Raw genomic sequence first — 25,460 nt, 5'->3', positions numbered from 1 at the left:
GCCGTCCCCGCCCTGCGGCGACCCGCACCCGCACTCGCATGGGCACCCGCACCCGCACCCGCACCCGCATCGGAGGTCGGTCGTGAACGTCCCCCCGGAGGACCGCGTCCGGTGCGACGCCTGCCTGCCCCCCGCCCTCAAGGTCCGCCGTGCCACCCGCACGGCGGCGCTGGTGGCCCTCCTGCTCCTCCTCGTGGGCGGTGCGGCGACGGCCTGCGGCGGCCGGGCCACCACCCACCACAAACCCGGCACCACCCACGAGCAGGCCTCCGGCAACGTGGGCACCCTGCTCGACGCCCAGGACGGCGGCGGCCACCACCTGCGCGAGGTCTCGGCGAAAGGCGCGCCGGAGGTGAAGCTGACCGCCCGCCCCGACTCCGAGGACGGCTGGAACCTCCAACTGGCCGTGAACGCCTTCCGCTTCACCCCCGACAGCACCGGCGGCGCCGCCCTCCCGGGCGCCGGCCACGCACACCTGTACCTCGACGGGCGCAAGCTGGCCCGGATCTACGGCCCCTGGTTCCACCTGCCCGCCGCCCAGGTCCCCGAAGGAACCCACACCCTGACCGTCCGCCTCTACGCCGACGACCACACCGCCTGGGCCGTCGCCGGCAAGCCGGTCGAAGCCGCCGTCCCCCTGACCGCGGTGCCCGCCGGCCAGACCACCCACAGCCACGACACCCCCACCGCGAGCGGATCTCCCGCACCCACCGGGACCCCGCAGGCCGACCGCACCGTCACCCTCGCGGTCAAGGACGGCAAGGTGGTCCCCGCCGTCGGCCGCACCGAGCTCAAGCGCGGCGAGCGCCTGGCCCTGCGCGTCACCAGTGACCGCGCCGACACCCTGCACGTCCACGGCTACGACAAGGGACTCGCCCTCACCGCGGGCCAGGAGGCCACCCTGGTCCTGACGGTCGACCGCACGGGCCTCTTCGAGGTCGAGACCCACCAGTCCGGCCTCGTCCTGACCCAACTCCTCGTCCGATGACGTCCGGCCTCGTGGCGGCGGCCCTGAGCCGGCCGGCGCTCCCCGGAAGCCGCCCCGCGCCGGGCCCGAGCGCGTGGTCGGCGCCGGGAGAGGCGCCCGTATCCCTGAGGCTGCCGACCCCACCGCCGGGAACGGGCCCCGGGTCGGGGTCCGGCCAGGGCGTGGTCCTTCACCCGGCCGACCCCTCGACCCTGCTCGCCCACGGCATCGGATCCCAGCACGACCTGCCGATCTCTCCCTTCTACGCCTTCGCCGGCGCCTTCACCGCGCTCTTCGTCTCCTTCCTCGCCCTCGGCCTGCTCTGGTCGGCCTCCCGCTTCCGCGGCGACCGCTCCGGCATCGCCCTGCCCGCCGGGATCCAGCGGGTGGCCGACGCGCCGGCCACCCGCACCGCCCTGCGCGGACTCGGTCTCGCCGCAGCCCTCGCCGTACTCCTCCACCTCCTCCTCGGTCCCGACGACCCGGCCCGCAACCCCGCCCCCGGCGCCGTCTACGTCCTGCTGTGGGTCGGACTCGTACCCGCCTCCCTCCTCCTCGGCCCCGTCTGGCGCCTCCTCAACCCGCTGCGCGCCCTGCACCGCCTGCTCCGCGGACTTCGCCGCCGCCCACCCGATCCGGTAGGGACCGGCCGCCCCCTGCCGAACCGGATGGGCCAATGGCCCGCCGCCGCCGGGTTGTTCGGCTTCACCTGGCTCGAACTGGCCTCTCCCGATCCCGCGTCCAGCACCTCCCTCCTGATCGCCCTCACCGTCTACGCCGCCGTCCACCTGCTGCTCGCCGCCCGCTACGGCGAGAGCTGGTTCTCCCACGCCGACGCCTTCGAGGCCTACTCCGACCTCCTGGCCCGGCTCTCCCCGCTCGGTCGCCGCCACGACGGCCGGCTCGTGCTCCGCAACCCCCTCCACGGACTCGACGCGACGCCCGAGCGGCCCGGACTCGTCGCCACCGTCTGCGTCCTGCTCGGCTCCACCGCCTACGACGGCTACTCCGACAGCCCTGCCTGGATCAACACCCTTCAGACCTCCCCCCTGGGCCGCACCCCCACGGCCACCCTCGGACTGCTTGTTTCCATCGCCCTCGTCGCCGCCCTCTACTGCCTGTGCGCGGCGGCCACCCGCCTCGTCAGCGGCCCGCACCCCGGCCCGTTGACCGCCTTCGCGCACTCACTCGTGCCGATCGCGCTCGGCTATCTCATCGCTCACTACTTCTCCCTCCTCGCCACCACAGGACCACGCACAGTAATCATGGCGCTCGGCGCTGACAGTGCCCCCGAGCCCAGCCCTCCCTTGGATCCCGGTGGCCTCGCCGCTCTCCAAGTGATCGCTGTCGTCGCCGGACACGTACTAGGAGTGATCGCCGCCCACGATCGTTCCGTACGACTTTTCCCGCCCGCGAAGGCCGTCGCCGGACAGCTCCCCCTGCTCGCGCTGATGATCACGTACACCCTCGGGGGGCTCACCCTGCTCCTCAACTGAGGAACCTCGGACCGCACCGCTGGACCGAAGCACCAGGAGCGGCATGATGGACCCCGTGCCTCCCGCCCACCCCATGCGCCGGACGCCGGTCCAGCAGCGCAGCGCCGACCGCCTCGCCCGGATCCTCGACGCCTGCGCCGAACTCCTCGACGAGACCGGCTACGAGAACCTCAGCACCCGCGCCGTCGCCGTGCGCGCCGAAGTGCCCATCGGCTCGGTGTACCGCTTCTTCGGCAACAAGCGGGCCATGGCCGTCGCCCTGGCCCACCGCAACCTCGACCGGTACGCCGCCGGCATCGAGGAACGGCTCGCTAGTCTCCCCACCACCCACTGGCGACCCGTGGTGGACGCGGTCCTCGACGAATACCTGGCCATGAAGCGGACCGTCCCCGGCTTCGCCCTCGTCGACTTCGGCATCCCCGCCCCGCCCCCCGAGGGGCCCGCCGCCGACCCCAACCACCTGGTCGCCGTACGCCTGACGGAGCTGCTCCGCACCCACCTCGGCCTCGAACCCGACCCCACCCTGGGCAGGGCGGTCCTGGTCGCGGTCGAGGCCACCGACGCCCTGATCCAGCTGGCCTTCCGGGCCGCGCCGGCCGGGGATCCGGACATCGTCGCCGAGACCCGCGCCATGATGCACGCCTACCTCGCCCGCGTGCTCGACTGACCTACCGAGGGCCGGTCCCCGCCCCTGCCCCGGACCCGCCCCTGCCCCGTCCTCCCCCCGGCTTCGGCCCGGTCTCCCGTACCGGCAAGGGGATTCGGGCCCGCCGCCCCCTCCCCGACGTGCCTACCGGTCGGTATGCTCGGCGCTCCCGCGTGCCCGCGCCGCGCCACCCCGCGCGAGCGGGCCGTCAGGTCCGCGCCGCCGCCCCCCAGGAGCGCCCATGCCCCGCACCGCCCCGCGCATCTGCCCGCTCTGCGAAGCCACCTGTGGCCTCACCCTCACCATCGAGGGCACCACCGTCACCGGCGCCCGGGGCGACCGCGACGACGTGTTCAGCCGCGGCTTCGTCTGCCCCAAGGGCGCGGCCTTCGGAGCCCTCGACTCCGATCCCGACCGGCTGCGGGCCCCCCTCGTCCGCCGCGACGGGCGTCTGCGGGAGGCCGGCTGGGAGGAGGCCTACGACACCATCGCCGCCGCCGTACCCGCCCTCGTCCAAGAGCACGGAGCCCAGTCCGTCGCCGTCGTGCTCGGCAACCCCAACGTCCACACCATGGCCGGCGCCCTCTACCCGCCGCTGCTCGTCCAGGCCCTCGGCACCCGCAACCTCTTCACCGCCAGCACCCTCGACCAGATGCCCAAACACGTCTCCAGCGGGCTGCTGTTCGGCGACCCCTTCGCCATCCCCGTGCCGGACCTGGACCGCACCGACTTCCTGCTGTTGCTCGGCGCCAACCCGTTGGAATCCAACGGCTCCCTCTGTACCGCCCCCGACTTCCCCGGCCGGCTCAAGGCCCTGCGGGCCAGGGGCGGCACGCTCGTCGTCGTCGACCCGCGCCGTACGCGCACCGCCCGCCTGGCGGACCGTCACCTCGCCCCGCGCCCCGGCAGTGACGCCCTGCTGCTGGCCGCCCTCGCCCACACCCTGGTCGCGGAGCGGCTCACGGACCCCGGAGCCCTCACCGAACACCTCGAAGGACTCGGGGAACTCACCGAGGCCCTCGCCCGTTTCACTCCTGAGGCCGTCGCCCCCGCCTGCGACCTCACCGCCGCCGAGATCCGCAGCCTGGCCCGCGAACTCGCGGCCGCGCCCACGGCCGCCGTCTACGGGCGCATCGGCAGCTGCACCGTCGAGTACGGGACGCTCGCCAGCTGGCTGGTGGACGTACTGAACATCCTCACCGGCAACCTCGACCGCCCCGGCGGGGCCCTCTTCCCGCTCCCGGCCGCCGGCCCGCGCCCTCGCCCCGCCGGGCCCGGAAAGGGATTCGCCCTGGGCCGCTGGCACAGCCGGGTCGGCGGACACCCCGAGGCCAAGAGCGAACTGCCCATGGTCTCCTTGGCCGAAGAGATCGACACCCCGGGCGAGGGGCGCGTCCGTGCCCTGATCGCCATCGCCGCCAACCCCGTGCTCTCCGCCCCCGACGGCCGCCGGCTCGACGCCGCGCTCGCCGGGCTCGACTTCATGGTCAGCGTCGACCCCTACCTCAACGAGACCTCCCGCCACGCGCACGTCGTGCTGCCTCCGCCGCCGCCCTCCCAGAGCGCACACCACGACTTCGCCCTCAACGGCCTGGCCGTCCGCAACCAGGTCCGCTACACCCGCGCGGCCGTCCCCCTGGAAGAGGGTCGGATGGACGAGTGCGAGATCCACGCCCGTCTCGTGCTCGCGGTCTCCGCCGCGCATGCGACCGCCGAGCCGCCCGCGGTGGACGACAAGGCCATCCGCGCCACCCTCGCCAAGGAGACCGCCGATCGGAACTCCCCGCTGCACGGAGCCGACCCGGTCCGTCTCGCGTCGCTCCTCTTCGGTGAGAACGGCCCCGAGCGCCGCCTCGACCTGATGCTCCGACTCGGTCCGTACGGCGACCACTTCGGCGTGCTCGGACAGGCCGAAGCCCCGGCCGGGGGAGGGGTGGAAGCCGGCCTCGGCCTGGAACGGCTCCTCGCGCACCCGCACGGCATCGACCTGGGCCCGCTGCGGCCCCGGCTCCCGGGCGTGCTGCGGACCCGCAGCGGCAGGATCGAGCTGCTTCCGGAACCGATCGCGGCCGAGCTCCCCAGGCTGCGCGCGGCGCTCGCCGAACGCCCCGCCGCCCTGGTGCTCGTGGGCCGCCGCCACCTGCGGTCCAACAACAGCTGGTTGCACAACGTCCCCGCCCTGGTCGGAGGTTCCAACCGCTGCACGCTCCAGGTCCACCCCGAGGACGCCGCGCGCCTCGGCCTCGCCGACGGAGGGCGGGCCCGGATCACCGCGGACGGCGGCAGCCTCGACGTACCGGTGGAGGTCACCGACACCATTCGTACGGGCGTCGTCAGCCTCCCCCACGGCTGGGGCCACGACCGGGCCGGCACCCGACTGTCGGTGGCCGCCACGGACCCCGGCGCGAACGTCAACCAGCTCCTCGACGGCACCCGCCTCGACCCGCTGTCGGGCACCGCGGTGCTTAACGGCTTCCCCGTCGAACTGGCACCCCTCTCCTGAGCTGGGGTTTTGCTCGTATTGCTCACGCGTTGACGTCTTGTTGGCCCCTGGAGACGGCACCTACGTTCCCTGCATGCTGACCTTCCTCGGCTTCGCCATGATCGCGACCTTCCTGGTCCTGATCATGCTGAAGAAAATGTCGCCCATCGCGGCGCTCGTCCTCATCCCCGCGCTCTTCTGCGTGTTCGCCGGCAAGGGCGCGCACCTGGGGGACTACGTCATCGACGGCGTCGGCAAGCTCGCACCGACCGCCGCCATGCTGATGTTCGCCATCGTCTACTTCGGCGTGATGATCGACGTCGGTCTCTTCGATCCGATCGTCCGGGGCATCCTGCGCTTCTGCAAGGCCGACCCCATGCGGATCGTCGTCGGCACGGCCGTCCTCGCCGCCATCGTCTCCCTCGACGGGGACGGCTCGACCACCTTCATGATCACCGTCTCGGCCATGTACCCGCTGTACAAGCGGCTCGGCCTGAGTCTGGTGGTGATGACGGGCGTCGCCGCGACCGCCAACGGCGTCATGAACACCCTGCCCTGGGGCGGTCCCACGGCCCGCGCCGCGACCGCCCTCAAGCTCGACGCGGCCGATGTCTTCGTCCCGATGATCCCCGCCCTGGCCGCAGGCCTGCTCTGCGTCTTCGTCCTGGCCTACGTGCTCGGCATCAGGGAGCGCCGCCGGGTCGGCTCCCTGGTCGTCCCCGGCGAGCGGATCGAGCAGGAGACCCTGGTCGCGGCCGGCGGTGGCGCGGTCGCCGGTGCGGGATCCGGCAGCGGTACGGGGGTCGGCGCCGGCGTCGAAGCAGTTGCCGGTTCCGGTTCCGTATCCGATTTCGGTCCCGACGGGGCCGTCGGCGAGGGCGGGAAGGCCCCGGCCCCCGGCGCGGCCGACGGGAGTGTCGGTGGCGGCTCCGAGGGTGGCGACGGTGACGGGTTCCAGGGACTCGACCCGCACCGCGCCACCCTGCGCCCCCGCCTCTACTGGTTCAACGCCGGCCTCACCGTCGCCCTGCTCACCGCGATGATCATGGAGCTGCTGCCGATTCCGGTCCTCTTCCTCCTGGGCGCGGCCCTCGCCCTCACGGTGAACTTCCCCCACATGCCCGATCAGAGGGCCCGCATCGCCGCCCACGCGGACAACGTCCTCAACGTCGCGGGCATGGTCTTCGCCGCGGCCGTCTTCACCGGTGTCCTCACCGGCACCGGCATGGTGAAGCACATGGCCGACTGGCTGGTCGGCGCCATCCCCGAGGGCATGGGACCCCACATGGCCCTGGTCACGGGCCTGCTGAGCCTGCCCCTGACGTACTTCATGTCGAACGACGGCTTCTACTTCGGCGTCCTGCCCGTGCTGGCAGAAGCAGGGGCGGCCCACGGGGTGTCCCCGTTGGAGATCGCGCGCGCCTCGCTGGTCGGCCAGCCCCTGCACATGTCCAGCCCGCTCGTTCCGGCCGTCTACGTCCTCGTCGGCATGGCCAAGGTCGAGTTCGGCGACCACACCCGTTTCACCGTGAAGTGGGCGGTCCTGACCTCCCTCGTGGTACTCGCGGCGGCGATGCTTTTCGGCATCATCTGATCCCCGTGGCCCCTGGCGCACATAAAACTACCGACGCTAGTTTGTAGGGTGTCGGCGAGGTCAGGTCCACGTGCTCGTACGTGCTCGGGAGGAATGCGATGAAGGCTCATGACGGGATGTACATCGGTGGGGAATGGCGGCCCGCCGCCGGGACCGGCCGGATCGAGGTGGTCAACCCGGCCGACGAGCAGGTCATCGCCTCGGTCCCGGCCGGTACGGCCGAGGACGTGGACACGGCCGTACGGGCCGCCCGCGCGGCCTTCCCCGGCTGGGCGGCCACGGCTCCGGCCGAGCGGGCCGCCCTGGTCGGCGCCCTGAGCGCGGTGCTGGCCGCCCGCAAGAGCGAGATCGCCGAGACCGTCACCGCCGAACTGGGCTCCCCGCTCGGCTTCGCGGAGGCGGTCCACGTCGGTTCGCCCATCGCGGTGTCCGCCTCGTACGCCGAACTCGGGGCCACGTACGCCTTCGAGGAGCGGATCGGGAATTCCACCGTGCTGCTGGAGCCCGTCGGAGTGGTCGGGGCGATCACCCCCTGGAACTATCCGCTGCACCAGGTCGTTGCCAAGGTGGCACCCGCTCTCACCGCCGGCTGCACCGTCGTCCTCAAGCCCGCCGAGGACACCCCGCTGACCGCACAGCTCTTCGCCGAAGCCGTGCACGAGGCGGGCATCCCGGCCGGGGTCTTCAACCTCGTGACCGGCACCGGCCCCGTCGCCGGCCAGGCGCTGGCCGAACACGAGGGGGTCGACCTGATCTCCTTCACCGGCTCGACCGCCGTCGGCCGGAAGATCGGCGCCATCGCCGGCGCCGCCGTCAAGCGCGTCGCCCTCGAACTGGGCGGCAAGTCGGCGAACGTCATCCTCCCCGGCGCCGATCTGGCCAAGGCCGTCGCGGTGGGCGTCGGACACGTCATGAACAACACCGGTCAGAGCTGCAACGCGCTCACCCGCATGCTCGTGCAGCGTGACCAGTACGAGGAGGCCGTCACCCTCGCGGCCGCCGCCGCGGCCAAGTACGTGGCGGGCGACCCCCTCGACCCGGCGACCCGCCTCGGACCGGTCGTCAACGCCACCCAACGCGACCGGGTGCGCGCGTACATCGCCAAGGGCGTGGAGGAAGGCGCGCGCCTCGTGGCGGGTGGCATCGAAGCGCCGCGTGAGCGCGGGTACTTCATCGCGCCGACCGTCTTCGCCGACGTCACGCCCGACATGACCATCGCCCAAGAGGAGATCTTCGGCCCCGTGCTGGCGATCCTTTCCTACGAGGACCAGGACGACGCCCTGCGCATCGCCAACGGCACCGTCTACGGCCTGGGCGGCGCGGTCTGGGCCGCCGACGAGGAGACGGCCGTGGCGTTCGCCCGCCGCATGGACACCGGGCAGGTGGACATCAACGGGGGCCGGTTCAACGTGCTCGCGCCCTTCGGTGGGTACAAGCAGTCCGGCGTGGGTCGCGAGTTGGGTCCGCACGGCCTGGGGGAGTACCTCCAGACCAAGTCCATGCAGTTCTGAGCGGGCGCATCCCAACCTCGCCCCACCCCAACCCCGCCACCCCCCCCACACCCCCGCCCCGCCCCCTCAGACACGGAGACGACGACCATGGTCCGCGCCGCCATCCTGCCCGCCGTCGGAGCCCCGCTGGAGATCCGGGACATCGTGCTCCCCGAACCAGGTCCCGGACAGGTCCGGGTCCGGCTCGCCGCAGCCGGGGTCTGTCACTCGGACCTCTCCCTCACCAACGGCACCATGCGGGTGCCGGTCCCCGCCGTCTTGGGCCACGAGGGCGCCGGCACGGTCCTGGCCGTCGGCGAAGGCGTCACCCATGTCGCCCCGGAAGACGGGGTGGTGCTCAACTGGGCGCCCTCCTGCGGGGAGTGCCACCACTGCCGGATCGGTGAGGTGTGGCTCTGCGCCAAGGCCCTGGCCGGGGTGGGCGCCGTCCACGCCCATGACGCCCAGGGCACGGAACTGCACCCCGGGCTCAACGTGGCCGCGTTCGCCGAGGAGACCGTCGTCGCGGCGAACTGCGTGCTGCGCGCGCCCGACGGGATCCCCCTCGCCGAGGCCGCGCTGCTCGGCTGCGCCGTCCTCACCGGCTACGGGGCCGTCCACCACAGCGCCCAGGTCCGCCCCGGCGAGTCGGTGGTGGTGTTCGGAGTCGGCGGGGTCGGCCTGTCCGCCCTCCAGGCGGCGCGGATCGCCGGAGCCGGCCCGATCGTCGCCGTCGACGCCTCACCGGCCAAGGAGGAACTGGCCCGCGCGGCCGGGGCCGACGAGTTCGTCCTCGCCTCCGAGAGCACGGCCAAGCAGGTCCGCGCCCTGACCTCGGGGCGGGGGGCGGACGTAGCCGTCGAGTGCGTCGGCCGCGCGGAGACCATCCGGGCTGCGTGGGACTCCACCCGTCGGGGCGGGCGCACCACGGTGGTCGGGATCGGCGGCAAGGAGCAGCAGATCACCTTCCACGCCCTGGAGATCTTCCACTTCGCCCGCACCCTCACCGGCTGCGTCTACGGCAACAGTGACCCGGCCCGCGACCTCCCGGTGATCGCCGACCACGTCCGGGCCGGCCGACTGGACCTCGGGGCCCTCGTCACCGACCGCATCACCCTGGACGGCATTCCCGCCGCGTTCGAAGCGATGCTCGCGGGCAAGGGCGGCCGTTCGCTGGTCGTGTTCTAGGCGGACCCGCGAAGCCCGCCCTGGACGTCCTTGCCACCCCGGCCGTCCTCGCCACCCCGGCCGTCCTCGACGCCCCCGGCGGCCCCCTGGACGCCCTCGAACTGGAGGGTCAGGCCGTCCAGGAGGGCCGTCAGCCCGGCTTCGAAGGCGCCCTCGTCCACCTCGCGGCGCCGCTCCGCCAAGAGGTGGGCCTGGCCGAGGTGCGGGTAGTCCGCCGGGTCGTACGCGGTCTCGTCGTCGACGAAACCTCCGGCGAACGACGCCACCGCCGAGCCGAGGATGAAGTACCGCATCAGCGCGCCGATCCGGGTCGCGTGGGCCGGGGGCCAGCCCGCCGCCGTCATGGCTCCGAACACCGCGTCCGCCAGTCGCAGTCCCGCCGGGCGCCGACCCGGGCCCCGGGCCAGGAGCGGGACGATGTTCGGGTGGTCGGCCAGGGCGTCCCGGTAGGAGTGCGCCCAGTCGTGCAGGGCCGCCCGCCAGTCCCGGGACCCGTCGAACATCGACAGGTCGACCCGCGCGCTCACCGCGTCCGCGACCGCCTCCAGGATGGCGTCCTTGGTGCGGAAGTGGTTGTAGAGCGAGGGCCCGCTCACGCCCAGCGCGGCCGCCAGCCGCCGCGTCGACACCGCCTCCAGGCCCTCCGCGTCCACCAGCGTGCCCGCTGCCTCGACGATGCGGTCTCTGCTGAGGAGGGGCTTGCGCGGTCTGGCCATGCGCCACATAGTAGGGCCCGCCCGCCATAAACTACCGACGCTAGTTAAACCGGAGGACCCCGTGAACCTGGAGCTCAGCGAGGAGCAGGAGGCCGTCCGCGACCTTGCTCGTACCTTCACCGAGCGTGAGATCACCCCGTACGCCGCCGCCTGGGACCGCGCCGAGAGCGTGGACCGGTCCATCGTGAAGAAGCTGGGCGAGGTCGGCTTCCTCGGGCTCACCGTTTCCGAGGAGTACGGCGGCTCCGGGGGCGACCACCTCGCGTACGTCCTGGTCACCGAGGAGCTCGGGCGCGGGGACTCCGCGGTGCGCGGCATCGTCTCCGTCTCCCTCGGCCTGGTCGCCAAGACCGTCGCCGCCTGGGGGACCGAGGAGCAGAAGCGCGCCTGGCTGCCCCGCCTGTGCTCCGGGGAGGCGCTCGGCTGCTTCGGTCTGACCGAGCCCGAGACCGGCTCCGACGCCGGCGCCCTCACCACGCGTGCCACGCCCGACGGGGACGCGTACGTCGTCAGCGGAAGCAAGATGTTCATCACCAACGGCACCTGGGCCGAGGTCGTGCTCCTCTTCGCCCGGACCAACGACGAGCCCGGCCACCGGGGCATCTCCGCCTTCCTCGTCCCCACCGACAGCCCCGGGCTCACTCACCGCGAGGTCCACGGCAAGCTCGGGCTGCGCGGCCAGGCCACCGCCGAACTCACCCTCGACGCGGTCCGCGTCCCCGCCTCCGCCATGCTCGGCCCCGAGGGGAAGGGCTTCTCCGTGGCCATGTCGGCCCTGGCCAAGGGACGCATGTCCGTGGCCGCCGGCTGCGTGGGCATCGCCCAGGCGGCGCTCGACGCGGCGGTCTCCTACGCGGCCCAGCGCGAGCAGTTCGGCAAGCCCATCGCCCACCACCAACTCGTCCAGGAGCTGATCGCCGACATCTCGGTGGACGTGGACGCGGCCCGGCTCCTGACCTGGCGGGTCGCGGACCTCATCGACCGGGGGAAGCCCTTCGCCACCGAGTCCTCCACCGCCAAGCTCTTCGCCTCCGAAGCCGCCGTGCGCGCCGCGAGCAACGCCCTCCAGGTGCACGGCGGTTACGGCTACATCGACGAGTACCCGGCCGGGAAGCTGCTGCGCGACGCCCGCGTGATGACCCTCTACGAGGGCACCAGTCAGATCCAGAAGCTGCTGATCGGCCGCGCCCGCACCGGGGTCTCCGCGTTCTGAGACGCCCGAAGGGCCGGACGCCACGCGGGCATTTCGACGGGTTGAGTACGTACATGGGTACCCGCGCCCATGTGCGCCCGCCGCGCCGGGCCCACTCTGGATCCATGAACGAGACACCGGTCAAGCAGCAGAACACGGGGGCCTACTACGGCCAGGCCGTCGCCTCCTTCGGCATCGCCATCGGCGCGGTGGCCCTGGGGATCTACAACCTGGAGGCGACCGGCTGGGTGCGCGCCTTCCTGGGGATCGCCGTCCTGTACCTGACGACCTCGGCCTTCACCCTCGCCAAGGTGGTGCGCGACCGCCAGGAGGTCACCCAGATCGTCAGCCGGGTCGACCAGGCCCGGATGGAGAAGCTCATCACCTCCTACGACCCCTTCGCGCCCAAGCAGCCCACGGCCCAGGATCGCTAAGCGCTTGCTCACCCCCTCCGGTAGGATGTGCATTCCTACAAGACGACGAGGGTGAGCGAGCGATGGACAGCGCGGCGGAGACCGGTGGCTACCAGCCGTGGTCGGAGGTCACCCCCGACGCGGCGCGCAGGCTGCTCGTCGCCGCCGTCGAGGCCTTCGCGGAGCGCGGCTACCACGCGACGACCACGCGCGACATCGCCGGCCGCGCCGGGATGAGTCCGGCCGCGCTCTACATCCACTACAAGACCAAGGAAGAGCTGCTCCACCGGATCAGCCGCATCGGGCACGACAAGGCCCTGGAGATCCTGGAGACCGCCGCCGCCGGCGACGGGAGCGCGGCCGAGCGCCTCGACGCGGCCGTACGGTCCTTCGTGCGCTGGCACGCCGCCCACCACACCACCGCGCGCGTGGTCCAGTACGAGCTCGACGCCCTCGCCCCCGAGCACCGGGCCGAGATCGTCGCCCTGCGCCGCCGCAGTGACGCCGCCGTACGCCGGATCGTCGTCGAGGGCGTGCGGGCCGGAGAGTTCGAGGTCCCGGACGTGCCGGGCACCACCCTCGCCGTGCTGTCCCTGTGCATCGACGTGGCCCGCTGGTTCAGTACCGCCGGCCCCCGCACGCCCGACGAGGTCGGCGCGCTCTACGCCGACCTCGTGCTCCGCATGGTGGCCGCCCGACCGGCGGCTCGACCGGAGGCCCGACCCGCCCCGGGGGCGACCGCGACCCCGGCTCAGAAGTAGTAGCGGGACACCGACTCCGCCACGCAGACCGGCTTCTCGCCGCCCTCGACCTCGACGGTGACGGTCGCCGACACCTGGACCCCGCCCCCCGCCTCGGTGACCTCCGTGATCACCGCCGTGGCGCGCAGCCGCGAGCCGACGGGCACGGGGGCCGGGAAACGGACCTTGTTCACCCCGTAGTTGATGCCCATGCGCATGCCCTCGACCCGCATGATCTGCGGCACCAGGCTCGGCAGCAGCGACAGCGTCAGATAGCCGTGCGCGATGGTGGAGCCGAAGGGGCCGGAGGCCGCCCGCTCGGGGTCCACGTGGATCCACTGGTGGTCCCCGGTGGCGTCGGCGAACAGGTCGATCCGCTTCTGGTCCACCTCCAGCCACCCGCTCGGCCCGAGCGGCTCGCCGATGCCGGCGCGCAGCTCCTCGGCGGAGGTGAAGATCCTCGGTTCGGCCATGCCCTGCCCCTGTCTCCCGTGGTGCGCGCGGATTCCGCTGCCCGATCTGACGAATAAGCGTTTGCTCAGCATGCGGGGGGCCACATCCCCGTGTCAACGGACCTCCGACTAGGCTCGGCCGAGTGCCGCAGATTCCCGAGAAGGTCCACGAACTCACCGTCGGTCAGCTCTCCGCGCGCAGCGGGGCCGCCGTCTCCGCCCTGCGCTTCTACGAGGCCAAAGGCCTGATCAGCAGCCGCCGCACCTCGGGCAACCAGCGCCGCTACACCAGGGAGGCGCTGCGCCGGGTCGCCTTCGTGCGGGCCGCCCAGCGGGTCGGGATACCGCTCGCGGACATCCGTGACGCGCTCGCCCAACTCCCCGAGGAGCGCACGCCCACCCCACAGGACTGGGCGCGACTCTCCGAGAACTGGCGTGCCGAGCTGGACCAGCGCATCGCCCAACTCGGCCGCCTGCGCGACCACTTGTCCGACTGCATCGGCTGCGGCTGCCTGTCGTTGAAGACCTGCGCCCTGTCCAACCCGGACGACGTCTTCGGCGAACGCAGCAGCGGCTCCCGACTCTGAGGGCCCCGCCCGGTCCGGGTGTGCCGCTCCGCCCAGAGCGGCGTGCCCCGGGCGCCGTCACCGTGGAGTCGAGCCGCCAGCGCCCGGTCGGACCCCGCCGGCGCGAGCGACGACCTCCGCGCGGGCGGCCTCGACCAGCTGAGCGTTGGAGCGGGCCACACGCCCGTCCGGAAGCCGCAGCACCTCCGCGACGCCGATGCGCGCTCCGGCTCCGCACCGCGCGGCCAGCCGCAGCACCGGCCAGGCGGCCTCGTCCCGCCCGAACAGCACGATCGGGACCGGCGGCAGCCAGCGCAGCCCCGCCACCAGCGCCGGATCGGCCTCGGCCAGCTCCACCACCAGCCGGACCCGCCCCCGGTCCGGCACGGCCCACTCCAGGAACCGGGCCAGCGGCTCCGGCCCGACCCCGCCGCCCAGCGGGACCACGGCGTCCACGGCGACCCGCCGCTCCAGCAGGGCCTGCCCCAACTCCCGCGCTCCCGGCTCCGAGAACCGCACCGACGCCCGGTCCGGCAACACCGTCCAGGACCGCACCCGCTCCAGGCGCCCCTCCGGATCAGGCTCGGCCGCGACGTCCGCCGGCACCGTCAGAGGTACGCGGACCCCCGCGCCGCGCAACTCCTCCAACAGCGGACCGACCACCCGGGGCGAGAGGCTCTCGCGCCCGCACGGGGTCCGCGGATGCACCAGGACCTCCCCGGCCCCGGCGGCCACCGAAGACAGGGCCGCCTCCGCCAGGTCCCGCGGGGACATCGGCACCGCCGCCCCCTCGGCCGCGTCCCGCGAGCCGTTCAGCGCCACCTGCAACACGCCGTCCCCGACCCGTGTCCCGAAACTCATGCCGCTCCCGCCGCCGCCGGATCCACCACCGTCGCCCCCGCCAGTGCCGGTCGCGGCACCACGATCCCGCACCCCGCGCACAACGGCCCGTCCCAGGCCCAGGCACCCTCACCGGCCCAGGACCCGCGCCCGGCCAGGGAGGTCGGCCAGCGCAGTTCCCGATCCCCGCACACCGGGCACCCCGTCCCCGGCTCCGACTCCAACGCCCGCACCAGCCGCCGCAGGACCTCGCCCAAGGTCCCGTCCGGCCGCACCCCCGGATCGGCGCACCGCACCACCGCGTCGCCGGTGCCGCCCCACGCCCATTCCGGGCGGCGCACCCCGTCGTGCTTCTCCCGTCTGCGTCGTTCCGCGAACTGCCTCTCGTACTCCAACCAGACCGCCCGCGCGTCCTCCAGCTCCTCCAACGCCGCTACCAGACGCAGCGGGTCGGCGCCCCGGTCCTCGGGGGCGATCCCGTGCCGGTCGCACAGGTGCCACCACGTCGCCCGGTGCCCGTACGGCGCGAACCGTTCCAGGCAGCGGCGCAGCGAGTGGCGCCGCAGGGCCCGGTCATTGCGCGCGTCACGCACCTGGTAGGCCAGACTTCGGAATCCCGCCATCGCACCTTCACCTCCGCCATGCCCCCGCTCACATCCGTGCCCGTGCTACTCCGTCGAACGAAGCAGCCCGCCCCGACGTGCCCAACATGCCCTGCCGGATGCGGGCGCATGCGGGGGCGGTCGAGGCGTGCGGGTGGCACATGGCCGGAACTCAGCGCCCCATGCGCCCCGCGCCGACCACGAGCCGGGCGAGTTCCTCGTGGCAGATGTCGCTGTGCGCCCCCGACGGGGCTCCGCCGGAACGCACCACGGAACCCGCGTCCACACTGACGCAACCGGCCTCCGGGAGCCCGTCCCGCAGGGCCGCCTCCAGGGTCAGGCGCGGGGCTCCGGGCACCGCGCGCACCCCATCGTGCCCGACAGCGCCCCACCGCTCGTCGAAACCGAGCAGACCGGCCGAATCCCCCGCCATCCGCGAGGCCAGCGGATAGAACAGCCCCAGCGAGGTGTCGTGTACGGAATGGCAGGCCACGACCGGTCCCGCCACTCGGCGCTGGAGCCCGCCGAGGGCTCCGCCGCGGTCCGGATCGTGGGGCAGGCGCCCGCTGAACGCATAGTGGGAGAAGGCCCCTTGGAGCAGGGTCAGCGACTTCAGCGAGCGGTTCCCGTCCGGTACGGAGCGCAGGGCGAAGGACACCACCCGGCCGCCGAAGCTGTGCCCGATCAGGTGGACCCGCAGGGCCGGCCGGCGCCCCGCGAGGTCCGTGAGGACCCGGCCGAGACCGTGCTCGCCGACCACTCCGGCCCGCTTCTTCATCTCGTAGTACGTCGCCTGGCGCAACAGCTCCTTCGCGCCGCCCCACAGGGAACGCGCTCCACTTCCGAGGGAGAACTCCGCGACCTCCGCCCCATCCGTCGAACGCCCGTCCGCCTCCGCCTCGGCGCGGGCCAGCGTCCGCGTCAGGACTCGGCACACCTCCAGGACGTCCCGCGAGAAGAGCTCCGGCACCTGCGCGGCCGCCGCCGTGGCGGCCCGGTCGACCTGGGCCAGCTCCCGTACCAGCGCCCCGAACTCGACGAAGGCGGCCTCGGTGTCCGGTCGCTCGGCCAGCAGCTCGGCGACCCGGTCCAACTCCGTTTCCCGACCCGGCCAGAACTCCCCGAGGGCCCGCCGCGTGGCGGGGTCCAGGGCGGGCCCCGCCGCGGCCGCGTCGAGAGCGGCGCCGTGCGGTTCGAAGTCGGGTATCGGCTCGTCGGAGAAGCGGATCGACGGCCACACCACCCCGACGTACCCGAGGCGCACGCCCGTGCCGACCAGGTCTGGGAAGGGGGCGAAGAAGCGGTCGAAGAGCCGGGTCGCCGTAGTCCGGTCGCTGTTCCAGCCGTGTGCGAAGACCAGCAGGTCGGTGGCCTCGATCCGGGCCACCGCCTCCCTGGTCGCCGGGTCCACGTCCCCCTGGGAGTCGAAGGTCAGCTCCTGGTACGGCCGCACCCCGATCCCGGCCCCGGCCGCCGAGGGCGCGGCCCGAAACGGTCCGAAGGACCCCGACCCGCCGCCGAACGGCCCGAACGGCCCGAAGGCCGCCACTCCCGCCCCGGTCCCTGCCCCCGCCCCGGTTCCCGGTCCCGGCCCCGTCGCTTCCCCCGCTCCGGTCGTGGTCCCCGGCACCGGTCCGCCACCCGTGCGCGCCATGACGCCCCCTTCACCCCGAGCCCGCGGCGCGTTCCGTCGCGGTGCTCGCAGCATCCCGCCGCGGCGGCCCCGGGACCAGCCCCCCGGCGGCTCCGATCACGGGTAGAGCAGGTACTTCTCCCGTACCGCCGCGAAGCGCGCCAGCCCCGCCGCCCAGTCGCCCGCGATCTCCTCCACCCCCGCACCCGCGTCCACCAGCGTCCGCACCCGGTCCGAGCCGGTCAGCCGGTCGATCCAGTGGTCCGACCGCCACCCGAAGCCGCTCCACGCCCGGCGCGCCGTCACCAGCAGCCCGATCCCCGCCCGGACCGGATCGAAGGCCACCGGGTCGTGCACGATCAGCCGGACCCCGCCGCACGACTTCCCGGAGTGCTTGGAGAAGGCGGGGGTGAACCACGCCTCCCGGAACCACACCCCGGGCAGTCCCAGCCCGTTCGCCGCCTCCGCCCAGCCCCGGTCGACGCCCTCCGCGCCGATCAGCTCGAAGGGGGTGGTCGTACCCCGCCCCTCGGAGAGGTTCGTCCCCTCGAACAGGCAGGTCCCGGCGTACGCGAGGGCCGTGGCGGGCGTCGGCATGTTCGGGCTCGGCGGCACCCAGGGCAGCCCGGTCTCCCCGAAGAGGGACGCCCGCCGCCAACCCGACATGGACACCGTCCGCAGCCGGACCGGAGCCGCCGCGAGGAACTCCCCGTTGAACAGAAGCGCCAGCTCGGCCGCCGTCATCCCGTGCGCCAGCGCGATCGGCTCCCGGCCCACGAAGCTCGCGTACGGCCGCTCCAACACCGGCCCGGCGGCCCGCCGTCCCCCCACCGGGTTGGGCCGGTCGAGCACCACCACCGCCTTGCCGGCCAGGGCTGCCGCGCGCATGCAGTCGTAGAGGGTCCACACGTAGGTGTAGAACCGCGCCCCGACGTCCTGGATGTCGAAGACGACCGTGTCGACGCCCGCCGCCGTGAAGAGGTCCGCGAGCTTCTGGCCGCTCTTGTCGTACGTGTCGTACACGGGCAGGCCCGTCGCCGGATCCCGTGAGGACCCCTCCGATCCGCCGGCCTGCGCCGTGCCCCGGAAGCCGTGCTCCGGCCCGAACACCGCCACCAGGTCCACCCGGTCGTCGGCGTGCAGGACGTCGACCAGGTGGCGGGCGTCGGCGGTGATGCCCGTCGGGTTGGTCACCACGCCGATCCGCTGCCCCGAGAGCTCCGCGTACCCGTCGGCGGCGAGCCGTTCGAACCCGGTACGGACCCGCTCGCCGGTCGCGGCCGAGGTCACCCCCGCGACACCCACAGCCCCCGCCGCCCCCATCGCCCCCGCCAGTCCCAGCAGCCCGCGTCGCGTCAGCGTCATCCGGACACGCTAGGGCGCGACCCCCTTCCGCCCTGACATACCGACTGGTTAGTCTGCCCGGGACCCGTCAGTCGGCGACGAGAGGTGACCCCCGTGAGCGCGTACCAGGACCAGCGAGTCGTCGTCACGGGCGCGGGCGGCGGAATCGGCGCGGCCCTCGCCCGCCGCTTCGCCGCCGAAGGCGCCACCGTCGTCGTCAACGACCTCGACCCGGCCCGGGCCGCCTCGGTGGCCGGGGAGATCGGCGCCCGCGCCATCGCCCTCCCCGGCGACGCCTCCACGGTGGCGGCCTCGGCCCGCGAGGCCCTCGGCGGCACCGTGGACGTCTACTGCGCCAACGCCGGCCTGGCCTCGGGCGGGGACGCCTTCGCCGACGAGGCGGTCTGGGACGCGGCCTGGGACACCAACGTCATGGCGCACGTGCGCGCGGCCCGGACCCTGTTGCCCGACTGGCTGGAGCGGGGGAGCGGCCGGTTCGTGTCCACCGTCTCGGCCGCGGGGCTGCTGACCATGATCGGAGCCGCGCCGTACAGTGTCACCAAGCACGGTGCCCTCGCCTTCGCGGAATGGCTCTCGCTGACCTACCGCCACCGGGGGGTCCAGGTCCACGCCATCTGCCCGCAGGGCGTGCGCACCGACATGCTGACCGCCGCGGGCTCGGCGGGCGAACTCGTCCTGGCGCCGACCGCGATCGAGCCGGACGCGGTCGCGGACGCCCTGTTCGACGGCATGGAGAAGGGCCGGTTCTTGATCCTCCCGCACCCCGAGGTGGCGGACTTCTCCGTCGCGCGCGCCACGGACCCCGACCGCTGGCTGAGCGGAATGAACCACCTCCAGCGCAAATGGGAGACCGCGTGACGGCGCCGGTGCCCCCGGCGCGTCCCCTGCCCCCGGCGCTCCCCCTGCCGCAGGTGCCCGCGCCGCCCGCGGCGTCGCCGTACGCGGCCCGCCCCTGGCTGGGCCGGCTGAGCCCGGAGCAGCTCGCCCCCGTCACTCCGGCGCCGAGCGTGGCGGCCGCCTTCCGGGCCGCCGTCGCCCGGGCCCCCGAGCGCCCGGCCCTCGCGTACTTCGACGGCGTGATCGGCTACGCGGAGGCCGACGCCCTGTCCGACTCCCTCGCCGGACACCTCGCCGCCCGGGGTGTGGGCCGGGGCGACCGGGTCGCCGTGATGCTCCAGAACACCCCGCACTTCGTGCTGGCCGTGCTGGCCGCCTGGAAGGCCGGGGCGGTGGTCGTGCCGCTGAACCCGATGTACAAGTCCGCCGAGGTCGGGCACGTCCTGCGGGACTCGGGCGCCGCCGCGCTCGTCTGCGGGGCCCGCGCCTGGGTGGAGTACCTGGGCGAGGCCGTCCGGGGGACCGGAGTCCGGGTCACCCTGACCGCCGACGACCGGGACTTCCAGACCCGCGACGACCCCCGCGTCTTCCCGTCCCCCCGAACCACGCCCGCCCCCGGGACCTCCACCGCCCCCAGCAGCCCCGCCGCCCCCAGCAGCCCCGCCGCCCCCGGGACCCCCGCCGCCCCCGGCACATCCACAGGCCCCGACAGCCCCGCCGCCCCCGGGACCCCCACCACCCCCGCGACCCCCACCGGCCCCGCGAGCCCCACCGCCCCCGCGAGCCCCACCGCCCCCGGGACCCCCGCCGCCCCCGGGACCCCCACCGGCCCCGCGAGCCCCGCCGCTTCCGGGACCCCCAGCGCCCCCGACGACCTCGCCACCGTCGCCCGCCGGGGGCTCCCCGCGCCGCCCGACCCCGGTCTCACCGCCACCGACACCGCCCTCATCAGCTACACCTCGGGCACCTCCGGCACCCCCAAGGGCGCCCTGAACCCGCACGGCGCCCTCACCTACAACGCCACCCGCCAGGTCACCGGCCACCCCCTCCCCGAGGGCTCCCGCTACTTCGCCCTCGCGCCCCTGTTCCACATCACCGGCCTGGTCTGCGAGCTGGCCGCCGCCTTCGTCAACGCCGGCACCCTCGTGCTCGCCCACCGCTTCGACGCCGCCGTCGTCCTCGACGCCCTCCTCGAACACCGCCCGGACTACACCGTCGGCCCGGCCACCGCCTTCATGGCCCTCGCCGCCCATCCCGGAGCCACCCGCGACCACTTCGCCTCCCTGAAGGTGGTCTCCTCCGGCGGCGCCCCGCTCCCGCCGGCGCTCGTCGAACGGCTCCGCGCCTCCTTCGGCTTCTACCTCCGCAACGGCTACGGCCTCACCGAGTGCACCGCCCCCTGCGCCTCGGTCCCCGTGCACCTGGAGGCCCCCGTCGACCCCGCCTCCGGCACCCTGTCCGTCGGACTCCCGGGCGCGCAGACCCTCGTACGGATCCTCGACGAGGCGGGAGCCGAGGTCCCCCTCGGGGAGTGCGGCGAGATCGCCGTCCGGGGCCCCCAGGTCGTCCCCGGCTATTGGGGGCTGCCCGAGGAGACCGCGGCGGCCTTACCCGACGGGGAACTGCGGACCGGGGACATCGGCTTCATGGACCCCGAGGGCTGGCTCTACGTGGTCGACCGCAAGAAGGACATGATCAACGCCTCCGGCTTCAAGGTCTGGCCGCGCGAGGTGGAGGACGTGCTCTACTCCCACCCCGCCGTCCGACAGGCGGCCGTCGTAGGGATCCCCGACCCGTACCGCGGGGAGAGCGTGAAGGCGTACGTCAGCCTGCGCCCGGGGACCTCGGTCGGGGCGGCGGAACTGTCCGCGTACTGCGCCGAGCGGCTCGCCGCGTACAAGTACCCGCGCCAGGTCGAGGTCCTGCCTGTTCTTCCCCAGACCACCAGTGGCAAGATCCTGCGACGGGAACTGCGTGAACGCGGCTGAAAACCATCACTACGGCAGAGTGGCCGTAGCGGTCGGACAGCGCGGCGCGCGGGCGAGGCATCAGGAAAGGAAGGCGAGCGCCATGGCCGCCAGGACCACCACGGGGCCCGCGGAGGGCGACCCGGAAACCCCGGTTCCGCAGCGGCTGTTGGCCGTGGCCACCAGGCTCTTCGCCGAGCGGGGCTACGACCGCACCTCCGTCCAGGAGATCGTCGAGGCGGCCGGGGTCACCAAGGGCGCCCTCTACCACTACTTCGGATCCAAGGACGATCTGCTGCACGAGGTGTACGCGCGCATGCTGCGCCTCCAGCAGCAGCGGCTCGACGCGGTGGCCGGATCCGATGCCCCCGTCGAGGAACGGCTGCGGGCCGCCGCCGCCGACGTCGTGGTCACCACCATCGAGAACCTCGACGACGCGATGATCTTCTTCCGGTCGATGCACCAGCTCAGCCCCGAGAAGTACAAGCAGGTGCGGTCCGAGCGCCGGCGCTACCACGAGCGCTTCCGCGCCCTGGTCGAGGAGGGGCAGCGCACCGGCGTGTTCTCCACGGCCACCCCCGCCGACCTGGTGGTGGACTACTACTTCGGCTCGGTCCACCACCTGTCGACCTGGTACCGCACCGACGGCCCGCTCACCCCGGCCGAGGTCGGCGACCACCTCGCGGACCTCCTGCTGCGCTCGCTGCGCCCCTGATGTCCTCAGCCCGGGCTCACGGAGCCCGGGTCGAGGAACGGCGGGACGGACGCCGGCGGGAGGGACGCCGGGACGGACGGCGGGACGAACGGCCGCAGCGCGCCGAGCAGCGCGCCGGCGCAGGCGTCGCGCAACTCCGTGCGCGTGCAGGTCTCCTCGGTGAGCCAGTCCAGGCAGATCACCCGGACGAACACCAGCCAGCTCTTGAGGACGGCGGCCACGGCGGCCCGTACGGAGTCGTCCGTGAGCGGGAGGACGTCGAGCAGCCGGTTGCGCAGGACGTCCAGCTCGCCGTCGATGATCGTCTGGACGACCGGGTCGCCCGCGAGGACGCGGTTCGCCGCGAGCACGGTGTTGCGGTGGGCGACGAAGTAGTCGAGGTGGACGTCGAGTCCGTCGAGGAGTTGCCCGACCAGGTCGCCGGGCCGGTCGAGCGGGACCCGTTCCAAGAGCCCGTCGATCGCCTGCCGGTAGACGGCCGCGAACAGCTCCTGTTTGCCGGCGAAGTGGCGGTACAGCAGGGCGCGGGAGATCCCGGCCTCCTCGGCGACCCCTCCCATTGACACCTCTTCGTAGGGGCGTCGGGCGAAGAGGAGCGCGCCGACGGCGAGGAGTTGGGCGCGGCGTTCGTCGGGGCCGAGGCGTCGGCGGGGAGGTGGCACGACGCCGATCCTAGTTGACACACGTCCACCAACGGGTCCCTACTAGTGGACATACGTCTACTTACCAGGGGTGGGAGGTCGGCACATGAGCAAGACCCTCAAGTGGCTCGCGCTGACGTTGGGAGCGGTGTGCGTGGCGATCGGAGTCACGCACGTGCTGCTCGGGAACGCCGCGGTCCCCGGCACGGGCGGGGCCGGCGCCACCGTCGACAGCCTGGGTCGTTTCCTGGGCGCGACGTTCGCGGGCTACGGACTCGCCTGGATCTGGGCGGCCCGGCAGTCGCCGATCCCGGCGAACGTGGTCCGGTGGCTGGCCGGAGTGTTCCTGCTGGGCGGGTTCGGGAGGCTGTTGTCGCTGGCCGTCCACGGGTGGCCGGACGGGCTCCAGGTGGCGCTGACGGTGCTCGAACTGGTCCTGCCGCCGGTGTACTTCCGGCTCGCGGGCGCGGACGAGGCGGCCCACCGCGCTGCCGCCCGCGCCCCCGCGTCCGCGTAGTCCTACCGGGTGACCGCGCGGTCCCGTCCGGTCCGGGTCGGGTAGTCCGTGTAGCCCTCCGGTCCCTGGACGTACATCAGGAACTCCGGCCGGACCTCGTTGAGGGGGGCTCCCGTGCGCAGGCGTTCCACGAAGTCCGGGTTGGCCAGGAAGCCCCGGCCCAGGGCGATCAGGTCGGCGCCCCCGGCCAGCAGGAGTTCGCCGCGCGCCTTGCCGCCGTCGGCCGACACCTCCTCGCGGGACAGCACCGGGTTGGCGATGAGCGTGCCCGGCCAGGCCTTGCGGATCCGGCCGAAGAGGGCGTCGTCCGGGTCGGCGTGGACCTGGTGCAGGTAGACCGGCTCCAGCTCCGCGAGGGCCGTGACCAGCGCCGGATAGATCTCCGCGGTGTCGCCCTCGTCGATGCCGTTGACGTTCTGTCCGGGGGAGATCCGTACGCCGACCCGGTCGCGGCCCACCGCCTCGGCGACGGCCCGGACCACCTCGACGGTGAACCGGATCCGGCGCTCGACGGACCCTCCCCACGCGTCGGTGCGGAGGTTGGTGTTCCGGGCGAGGAACTGGTGCGCCAGGTGGCCGTTGGCGGAGTGCACCTCCACCCCGGCGAATCCCGCCTCGACGGCGCGCCGGGCGGCCGTCGCGAAGTCCCCGATCGTGGCCTCGACGTCCTCGGCCGTCATCGCGCGGGGCGTGACCCCGTCGCGGAGCCCACCGGGCGTGTGCAGCGGCTCCGGGAAGCGGACCGCCGACGGGGCGAGCGGGACGTACCCGCTGGTGTCCGGGTGCCCCACCCGGCCGGAGTGCTGGAGCTGCAGGAACATGCGTCCCCCGGCCGCCCCCACCGCCTCGGTGACCCGGCGCCAACCGGCGACCTGCCGCGGCGTGTGGATGCCGGGGATGTACGGGTAGCTCTGGCCGACGGCGTTCGGGGTGGTCCCCTCCGCGATGATCAGGCCGGCCGAGGCGCGCTGCGCGTAGTAGTCGGCCATCAGCTGCCCGGGGACGCCGTCGGCCCCGGCGCGGTTGCGGGTCAGCGGCGCCATCACCAGGCGACTGGGGAGGTCCAGGGGGCCGAGGCGGGCGGATTCGAAGAGGCGGGAAGCGGCGGGGGCCTGCGGTGTCTGCGTCATGCCGCGTACCGTAAAACCTCACATTGATGTCAGGTTCAAGGGGTGGGCGGGCATGCGGATCGGCGAACTGGCGGCGCGCACGGGGGTCGGCGAGCGCTCGTTGCGCTACTACGAGGAGCAGGGCCTGCTGGTCTCCGACCGCACGCCCGGCGGCCACCGCGACTTCTCCGAGCGGGCCGTCGACCGGGTCATCCGGATCCAGGAGCTGTACGCGGCCGGCCTGCACAGCACGAAGATCGCGCGGATCCTGCCCTGCATGCGGGACGAGGACGGCGGCCCGTCGGTGCGCGCCACTCCGGCGCTGCCGGCGGAACTGGCCGTGGAGCGGGACCGGATCGACCGGATGATCGGCGATCTGGTGCGCTCGCGGGACGTGCTGGACGAGGTCATCCGCACGGCGTCGGGAGGCCTGGCGACCCACGCGCCCCACATGACGCAGGAGGCCCAGGCGCCCCACGGGGCTCCGGGCCGCGACACCGTACGGCCCGACGTCCGCGCGGGAAGCTGAGCGCGCCCACCAGGGATTACGGGACAGCCCTCAGGGCGGCCTCAGCCCAGCGGGAGGACCTTGCGGCCCCAGGTCTCCTCGGCCACCCCGGCGAAGGAGACGTACCAGGCGATGCCCGCGCACAGCAGGCCGAGGAAGCCGCCGACGTGGCCGAGGGCGGTGACCTGCGAGAGGTCGCCGAGCGCGAGGAAGAGGAAGGTCAGGGCCAGCACGATGAACAGCGCCCGGTGGGCCAGGTCCAGCTTCAGTGCGGCGATCGACATGTACGCGGTGAAGACGAACCAGGCGATGAGGAACCAGCCGGTCGCGATGTGCGCCTGGTCGGCGGGCAGGGTCGGGACGACGAACTTCACGTAGCCCGCGAAGGACATCCAGAAGGCGCCGTACGAGACGAACGCCGTGGTGCCGAAGGTGTTGCCGCGGCGGAACTCCAGCACGCCCGCCACGAACTGGGCCAGGCCGCCGTAGAACAGGGCCAGGGGCAGGACGACGGCGCTGAGGGCGGCGTTCTCGACCAGGCCGGAGTTGAACAGGCTGAGCACGAAGGTGGTCAGCGCGAACGCGGCGAGGCCGAGCGGCCCGGGGTTGGCGAGGCGCGGCGCCGGGGCCTGCGGGACGGTGGCGGCCGAGGTCGCCGGGGCGGCGATCGGGGTGGCGACGGCCGCGGTGGGGGCGGCCGGGGCGGCGGCGGCCGGGTTCAGGGTCGAGCTGGGCATGGCGATATGCACCTTCGGTGGGGGGATATCCCGAATATAGCCCACCC

General features: G+C 73.7%; 25 protein-coding genes. 16 read left to right on the top strand and 9 right to left on the bottom strand.

Annotation, left to right across the window (positions count from 1 at the left end):
* Positions 1-82: 82 nt before the first annotated feature.
* The 7 genes from ACIOD1_RS28790 to ACIOD1_RS28760 all read left to right on the top strand — a co-directional run bounded on the left by ACIOD1_RS28790 (position 83) and on the right by ACIOD1_RS28760 (position 9,863).
* Entirely contained in the window at positions 83-988 is a 906-nt protein-coding gene (locus ACIOD1_RS28790; protein ID WP_401905526.1) for a hypothetical protein, read from the top strand.
* 161 nt (positions 989-1,149) lie between these two features.
* Positions 1,150-2,463, top strand: coding sequence for a hypothetical protein (locus ACIOD1_RS28785; RefSeq protein WP_401905524.1), 1,314 nt, complete (start codon positions 1,150-1,152; stop codon positions 2,461-2,463).
* Positions 2,464-2,509: 46 nt separating this feature from the next.
* Entirely contained in the window at positions 2,510-3,130 is a 621-nt protein-coding gene (locus ACIOD1_RS28780) for a TetR/AcrR family transcriptional regulator (protein ID WP_365623374.1), read from the top strand.
* A 220-nt stretch (positions 3,131-3,350) separates the two neighbouring features.
* Positions 3,351-5,612: a molybdopterin oxidoreductase family protein gene (locus ACIOD1_RS28775; RefSeq protein WP_401905522.1), complete on the top strand. Its 2,262-nt coding sequence runs from the start codon at positions 3,351-3,353 to the stop codon at positions 5,610-5,612.
* A gap of 73 nt (positions 5,613-5,685) precedes the next feature.
* Complete coding sequence (locus ACIOD1_RS28770; protein ID WP_401905520.1) at positions 5,686-7,185, top strand: CitMHS family transporter; 1,500 nt, start codon at positions 5,686-5,688, stop codon at positions 7,183-7,185.
* Positions 7,186-7,283: 98 nt separating this feature from the next.
* Positions 7,284-8,696 (top strand): aldehyde dehydrogenase family protein, encoded by a 1,413-nt coding sequence (locus ACIOD1_RS28765; protein WP_365623368.1) that lies wholly within the window; start codon positions 7,284-7,286, stop codon positions 8,694-8,696.
* Between the two features lie 87 nt (positions 8,697-8,783).
* The gene (locus ACIOD1_RS28760) at positions 8,784-9,863 is read left to right on the top strand and encodes a zinc-binding dehydrogenase (RefSeq protein ID WP_401905517.1); all 1,080 of its coding nucleotides are present in this window, start codon (positions 8,784-8,786) and stop codon (positions 9,861-9,863) included.
* On the opposite strand, the gene ACIOD1_RS28755 is transcribed toward ACIOD1_RS28760, so the two are convergent.
* Positions 9,860-10,579, bottom strand: a complete 720-nt coding sequence (locus ACIOD1_RS28755; protein WP_401905514.1) for a TetR/AcrR family transcriptional regulator — start codon at positions 10,577-10,579, stop codon at positions 9,860-9,862. The two genes, ACIOD1_RS28760 and ACIOD1_RS28755, sit on opposite strands and share 4 nt — an antisense overlap.
* A 61-nt stretch (positions 10,580-10,640) precedes the next feature.
* Between ACIOD1_RS28755 and ACIOD1_RS28750 the strand changes: the two genes are divergently transcribed.
* The 3 genes from ACIOD1_RS28750 (at position 10,641) to ACIOD1_RS28740 (ending at position 12,945) form a co-directional block, all read left to right on the top strand.
* Positions 10,641-11,792, top strand: a complete 1,152-nt coding sequence (locus tag ACIOD1_RS28750; RefSeq protein ID WP_401905511.1) for an acyl-CoA dehydrogenase family protein — start codon at positions 10,641-10,643, stop codon at positions 11,790-11,792.
* A gap of 104 nt (positions 11,793-11,896) precedes the next feature.
* On the top strand, positions 11,897-12,205 hold the full coding sequence (locus tag ACIOD1_RS28745; protein WP_365623360.1) for a YiaA/YiaB family inner membrane protein: 309 nt from the start codon (positions 11,897-11,899) through the stop codon (positions 12,203-12,205).
* Positions 12,206-12,267: 62 nt separating this feature from the next.
* Positions 12,268-12,945, top strand: coding sequence for a TetR/AcrR family transcriptional regulator (locus ACIOD1_RS28740; RefSeq protein WP_365623358.1), 678 nt, complete (start codon positions 12,268-12,270; stop codon positions 12,943-12,945).
* On the opposite strand, the gene ACIOD1_RS28735 is transcribed toward ACIOD1_RS28740, so the two are convergent.
* Complete coding sequence (locus tag ACIOD1_RS28735) at positions 12,936-13,397, bottom strand: MaoC family dehydratase (protein WP_365623356.1); 462 nt, start codon at positions 13,395-13,397, stop codon at positions 12,936-12,938. The genes ACIOD1_RS28740 and ACIOD1_RS28735 overlap by 10 nt on opposite strands.
* A gap of 122 nt (positions 13,398-13,519) precedes the next feature.
* Here ACIOD1_RS28735 and soxR point away from each other — a divergent pair, with 122 nt between their 5' ends.
* Complete coding sequence (gene soxR / locus ACIOD1_RS28730) at positions 13,520-13,963, top strand: redox-sensitive transcriptional activator SoxR (RefSeq protein WP_365623354.1); 444 nt, start codon at positions 13,520-13,522, stop codon at positions 13,961-13,963.
* A gap of 57 nt (positions 13,964-14,020) precedes the next feature.
* On the opposite strand, the gene ACIOD1_RS28725 is transcribed toward soxR, so the two are convergent.
* From ACIOD1_RS28725 to ACIOD1_RS28710, 4 genes are all read right to left on the bottom strand, one after another.
* Positions 14,021-14,803 carry a 3-keto-5-aminohexanoate cleavage protein gene (locus ACIOD1_RS28725; protein ID WP_365623352.1) on the bottom strand — a complete coding sequence of 261 codons (783 nt, stop codon included), beginning with the start codon at positions 14,801-14,803 and terminating at the stop codon, positions 14,021-14,023.
* Positions 14,800-15,405 carry a hypothetical protein gene (locus tag ACIOD1_RS28720; RefSeq protein WP_365623350.1) on the bottom strand — a complete coding sequence of 202 codons (606 nt, stop codon included), beginning with the start codon at positions 15,403-15,405 and terminating at the stop codon, positions 14,800-14,802. The genes ACIOD1_RS28725 and ACIOD1_RS28720 overlap by 4 nt, the downstream gene beginning before the upstream one ends.
* Before the next feature lie 151 nt (positions 15,406-15,556).
* On the bottom strand, positions 15,557-16,837 hold the full coding sequence (locus ACIOD1_RS28715) for a serine-threonine protein kinase (protein ID WP_365623348.1): 1,281 nt from the start codon (positions 16,835-16,837) through the stop codon (positions 15,557-15,559).
* Between the two features lie 297 nt (positions 16,838-17,134).
* The gene (locus tag ACIOD1_RS28710) at positions 17,135-18,382 is read right to left on the bottom strand and encodes a DUF1343 domain-containing protein (protein WP_365623346.1); all 1,248 of its coding nucleotides are present in this window, start codon (positions 18,380-18,382) and stop codon (positions 17,135-17,137) included.
* Between the two features lie 84 nt (positions 18,383-18,466).
* Between ACIOD1_RS28710 and ACIOD1_RS28705 the strand changes: the two genes are divergently transcribed.
* The 3 genes from ACIOD1_RS28705 to ACIOD1_RS28695 all read left to right on the top strand — a co-directional run bounded on the left by ACIOD1_RS28705 (position 18,467) and on the right by ACIOD1_RS28695 (position 21,901).
* Positions 18,467-19,240 (top strand): SDR family oxidoreductase, encoded by a 774-nt coding sequence (locus tag ACIOD1_RS28705; protein ID WP_401905506.1) that lies wholly within the window; start codon positions 18,467-18,469, stop codon positions 19,238-19,240.
* Positions 19,225-21,207, top strand: coding sequence for an AMP-binding protein (locus ACIOD1_RS28700; protein ID WP_401905503.1), 1,983 nt, complete (start codon positions 19,225-19,227; stop codon positions 21,205-21,207). Before ACIOD1_RS28705 ends, ACIOD1_RS28700 begins: the two co-directional genes overlap by 16 nt.
* Positions 21,208-21,289: 82 nt before the next feature.
* Entirely contained in the window at positions 21,290-21,901 is a 612-nt protein-coding gene (locus ACIOD1_RS28695; RefSeq protein ID WP_365623342.1) for a TetR/AcrR family transcriptional regulator, read from the top strand.
* A gap of 5 nt (positions 21,902-21,906) precedes the next feature.
* On the opposite strand, the gene ACIOD1_RS28690 is transcribed toward ACIOD1_RS28695, so the two are convergent.
* Positions 21,907-22,563: a TetR/AcrR family transcriptional regulator gene (locus ACIOD1_RS28690; RefSeq protein WP_365623340.1), complete on the bottom strand. Its 657-nt coding sequence runs from the start codon at positions 22,561-22,563 to the stop codon at positions 21,907-21,909.
* A gap of 85 nt (positions 22,564-22,648) precedes the next feature.
* On the opposite strand from ACIOD1_RS28690, the gene ACIOD1_RS28685 reads away from it, so the two are divergent.
* A complete protein-coding gene (locus ACIOD1_RS28685; protein WP_365623338.1) occupies positions 22,649-23,059 on the top strand; it encodes a DUF4345 domain-containing protein in 411 nt (136 codons plus the stop codon).
* Positions 23,060-23,061: 2 nt separating this feature from the next.
* Here the strand turns inward: ACIOD1_RS28685 and ACIOD1_RS28680 are convergent, their stop codons facing one another.
* On the bottom strand, positions 23,062-24,189 hold the full coding sequence (locus tag ACIOD1_RS28680; protein ID WP_401905499.1) for an alkene reductase: 1,128 nt from the start codon (positions 24,187-24,189) through the stop codon (positions 23,062-23,064).
* Positions 24,190-24,241: 52 nt separating this feature from the next.
* Between ACIOD1_RS28680 and ACIOD1_RS28675 the strand changes: the two genes are divergently transcribed.
* Positions 24,242-24,697: a MerR family transcriptional regulator gene (locus ACIOD1_RS28675; RefSeq protein WP_401905496.1), complete on the top strand. Its 456-nt coding sequence runs from the start codon at positions 24,242-24,244 to the stop codon at positions 24,695-24,697.
* Positions 24,698-24,738: 41 nt separating this feature from the next.
* On the opposite strand, the gene ACIOD1_RS28670 is transcribed toward ACIOD1_RS28675, so the two are convergent.
* On the bottom strand, positions 24,739-25,413 hold the full coding sequence (locus ACIOD1_RS28670) for an acetate uptake transporter (RefSeq protein WP_365623334.1): 675 nt from the start codon (positions 25,411-25,413) through the stop codon (positions 24,739-24,741).
* Positions 25,414-25,460 lie beyond the last annotated feature (47 nt).

Origin of the sequence: Streptomyces sp. NPDC088097 (assembly GCF_044741845.1) — a bacterium.
GTDB lineage: Bacteria > Actinomycetota > Actinomycetes > Streptomycetales > Streptomycetaceae > Streptomyces.
Note: the sequence above shows the minus strand (reverse complement) of the source record. Positions and strands in the feature narration are given on the sequence as shown.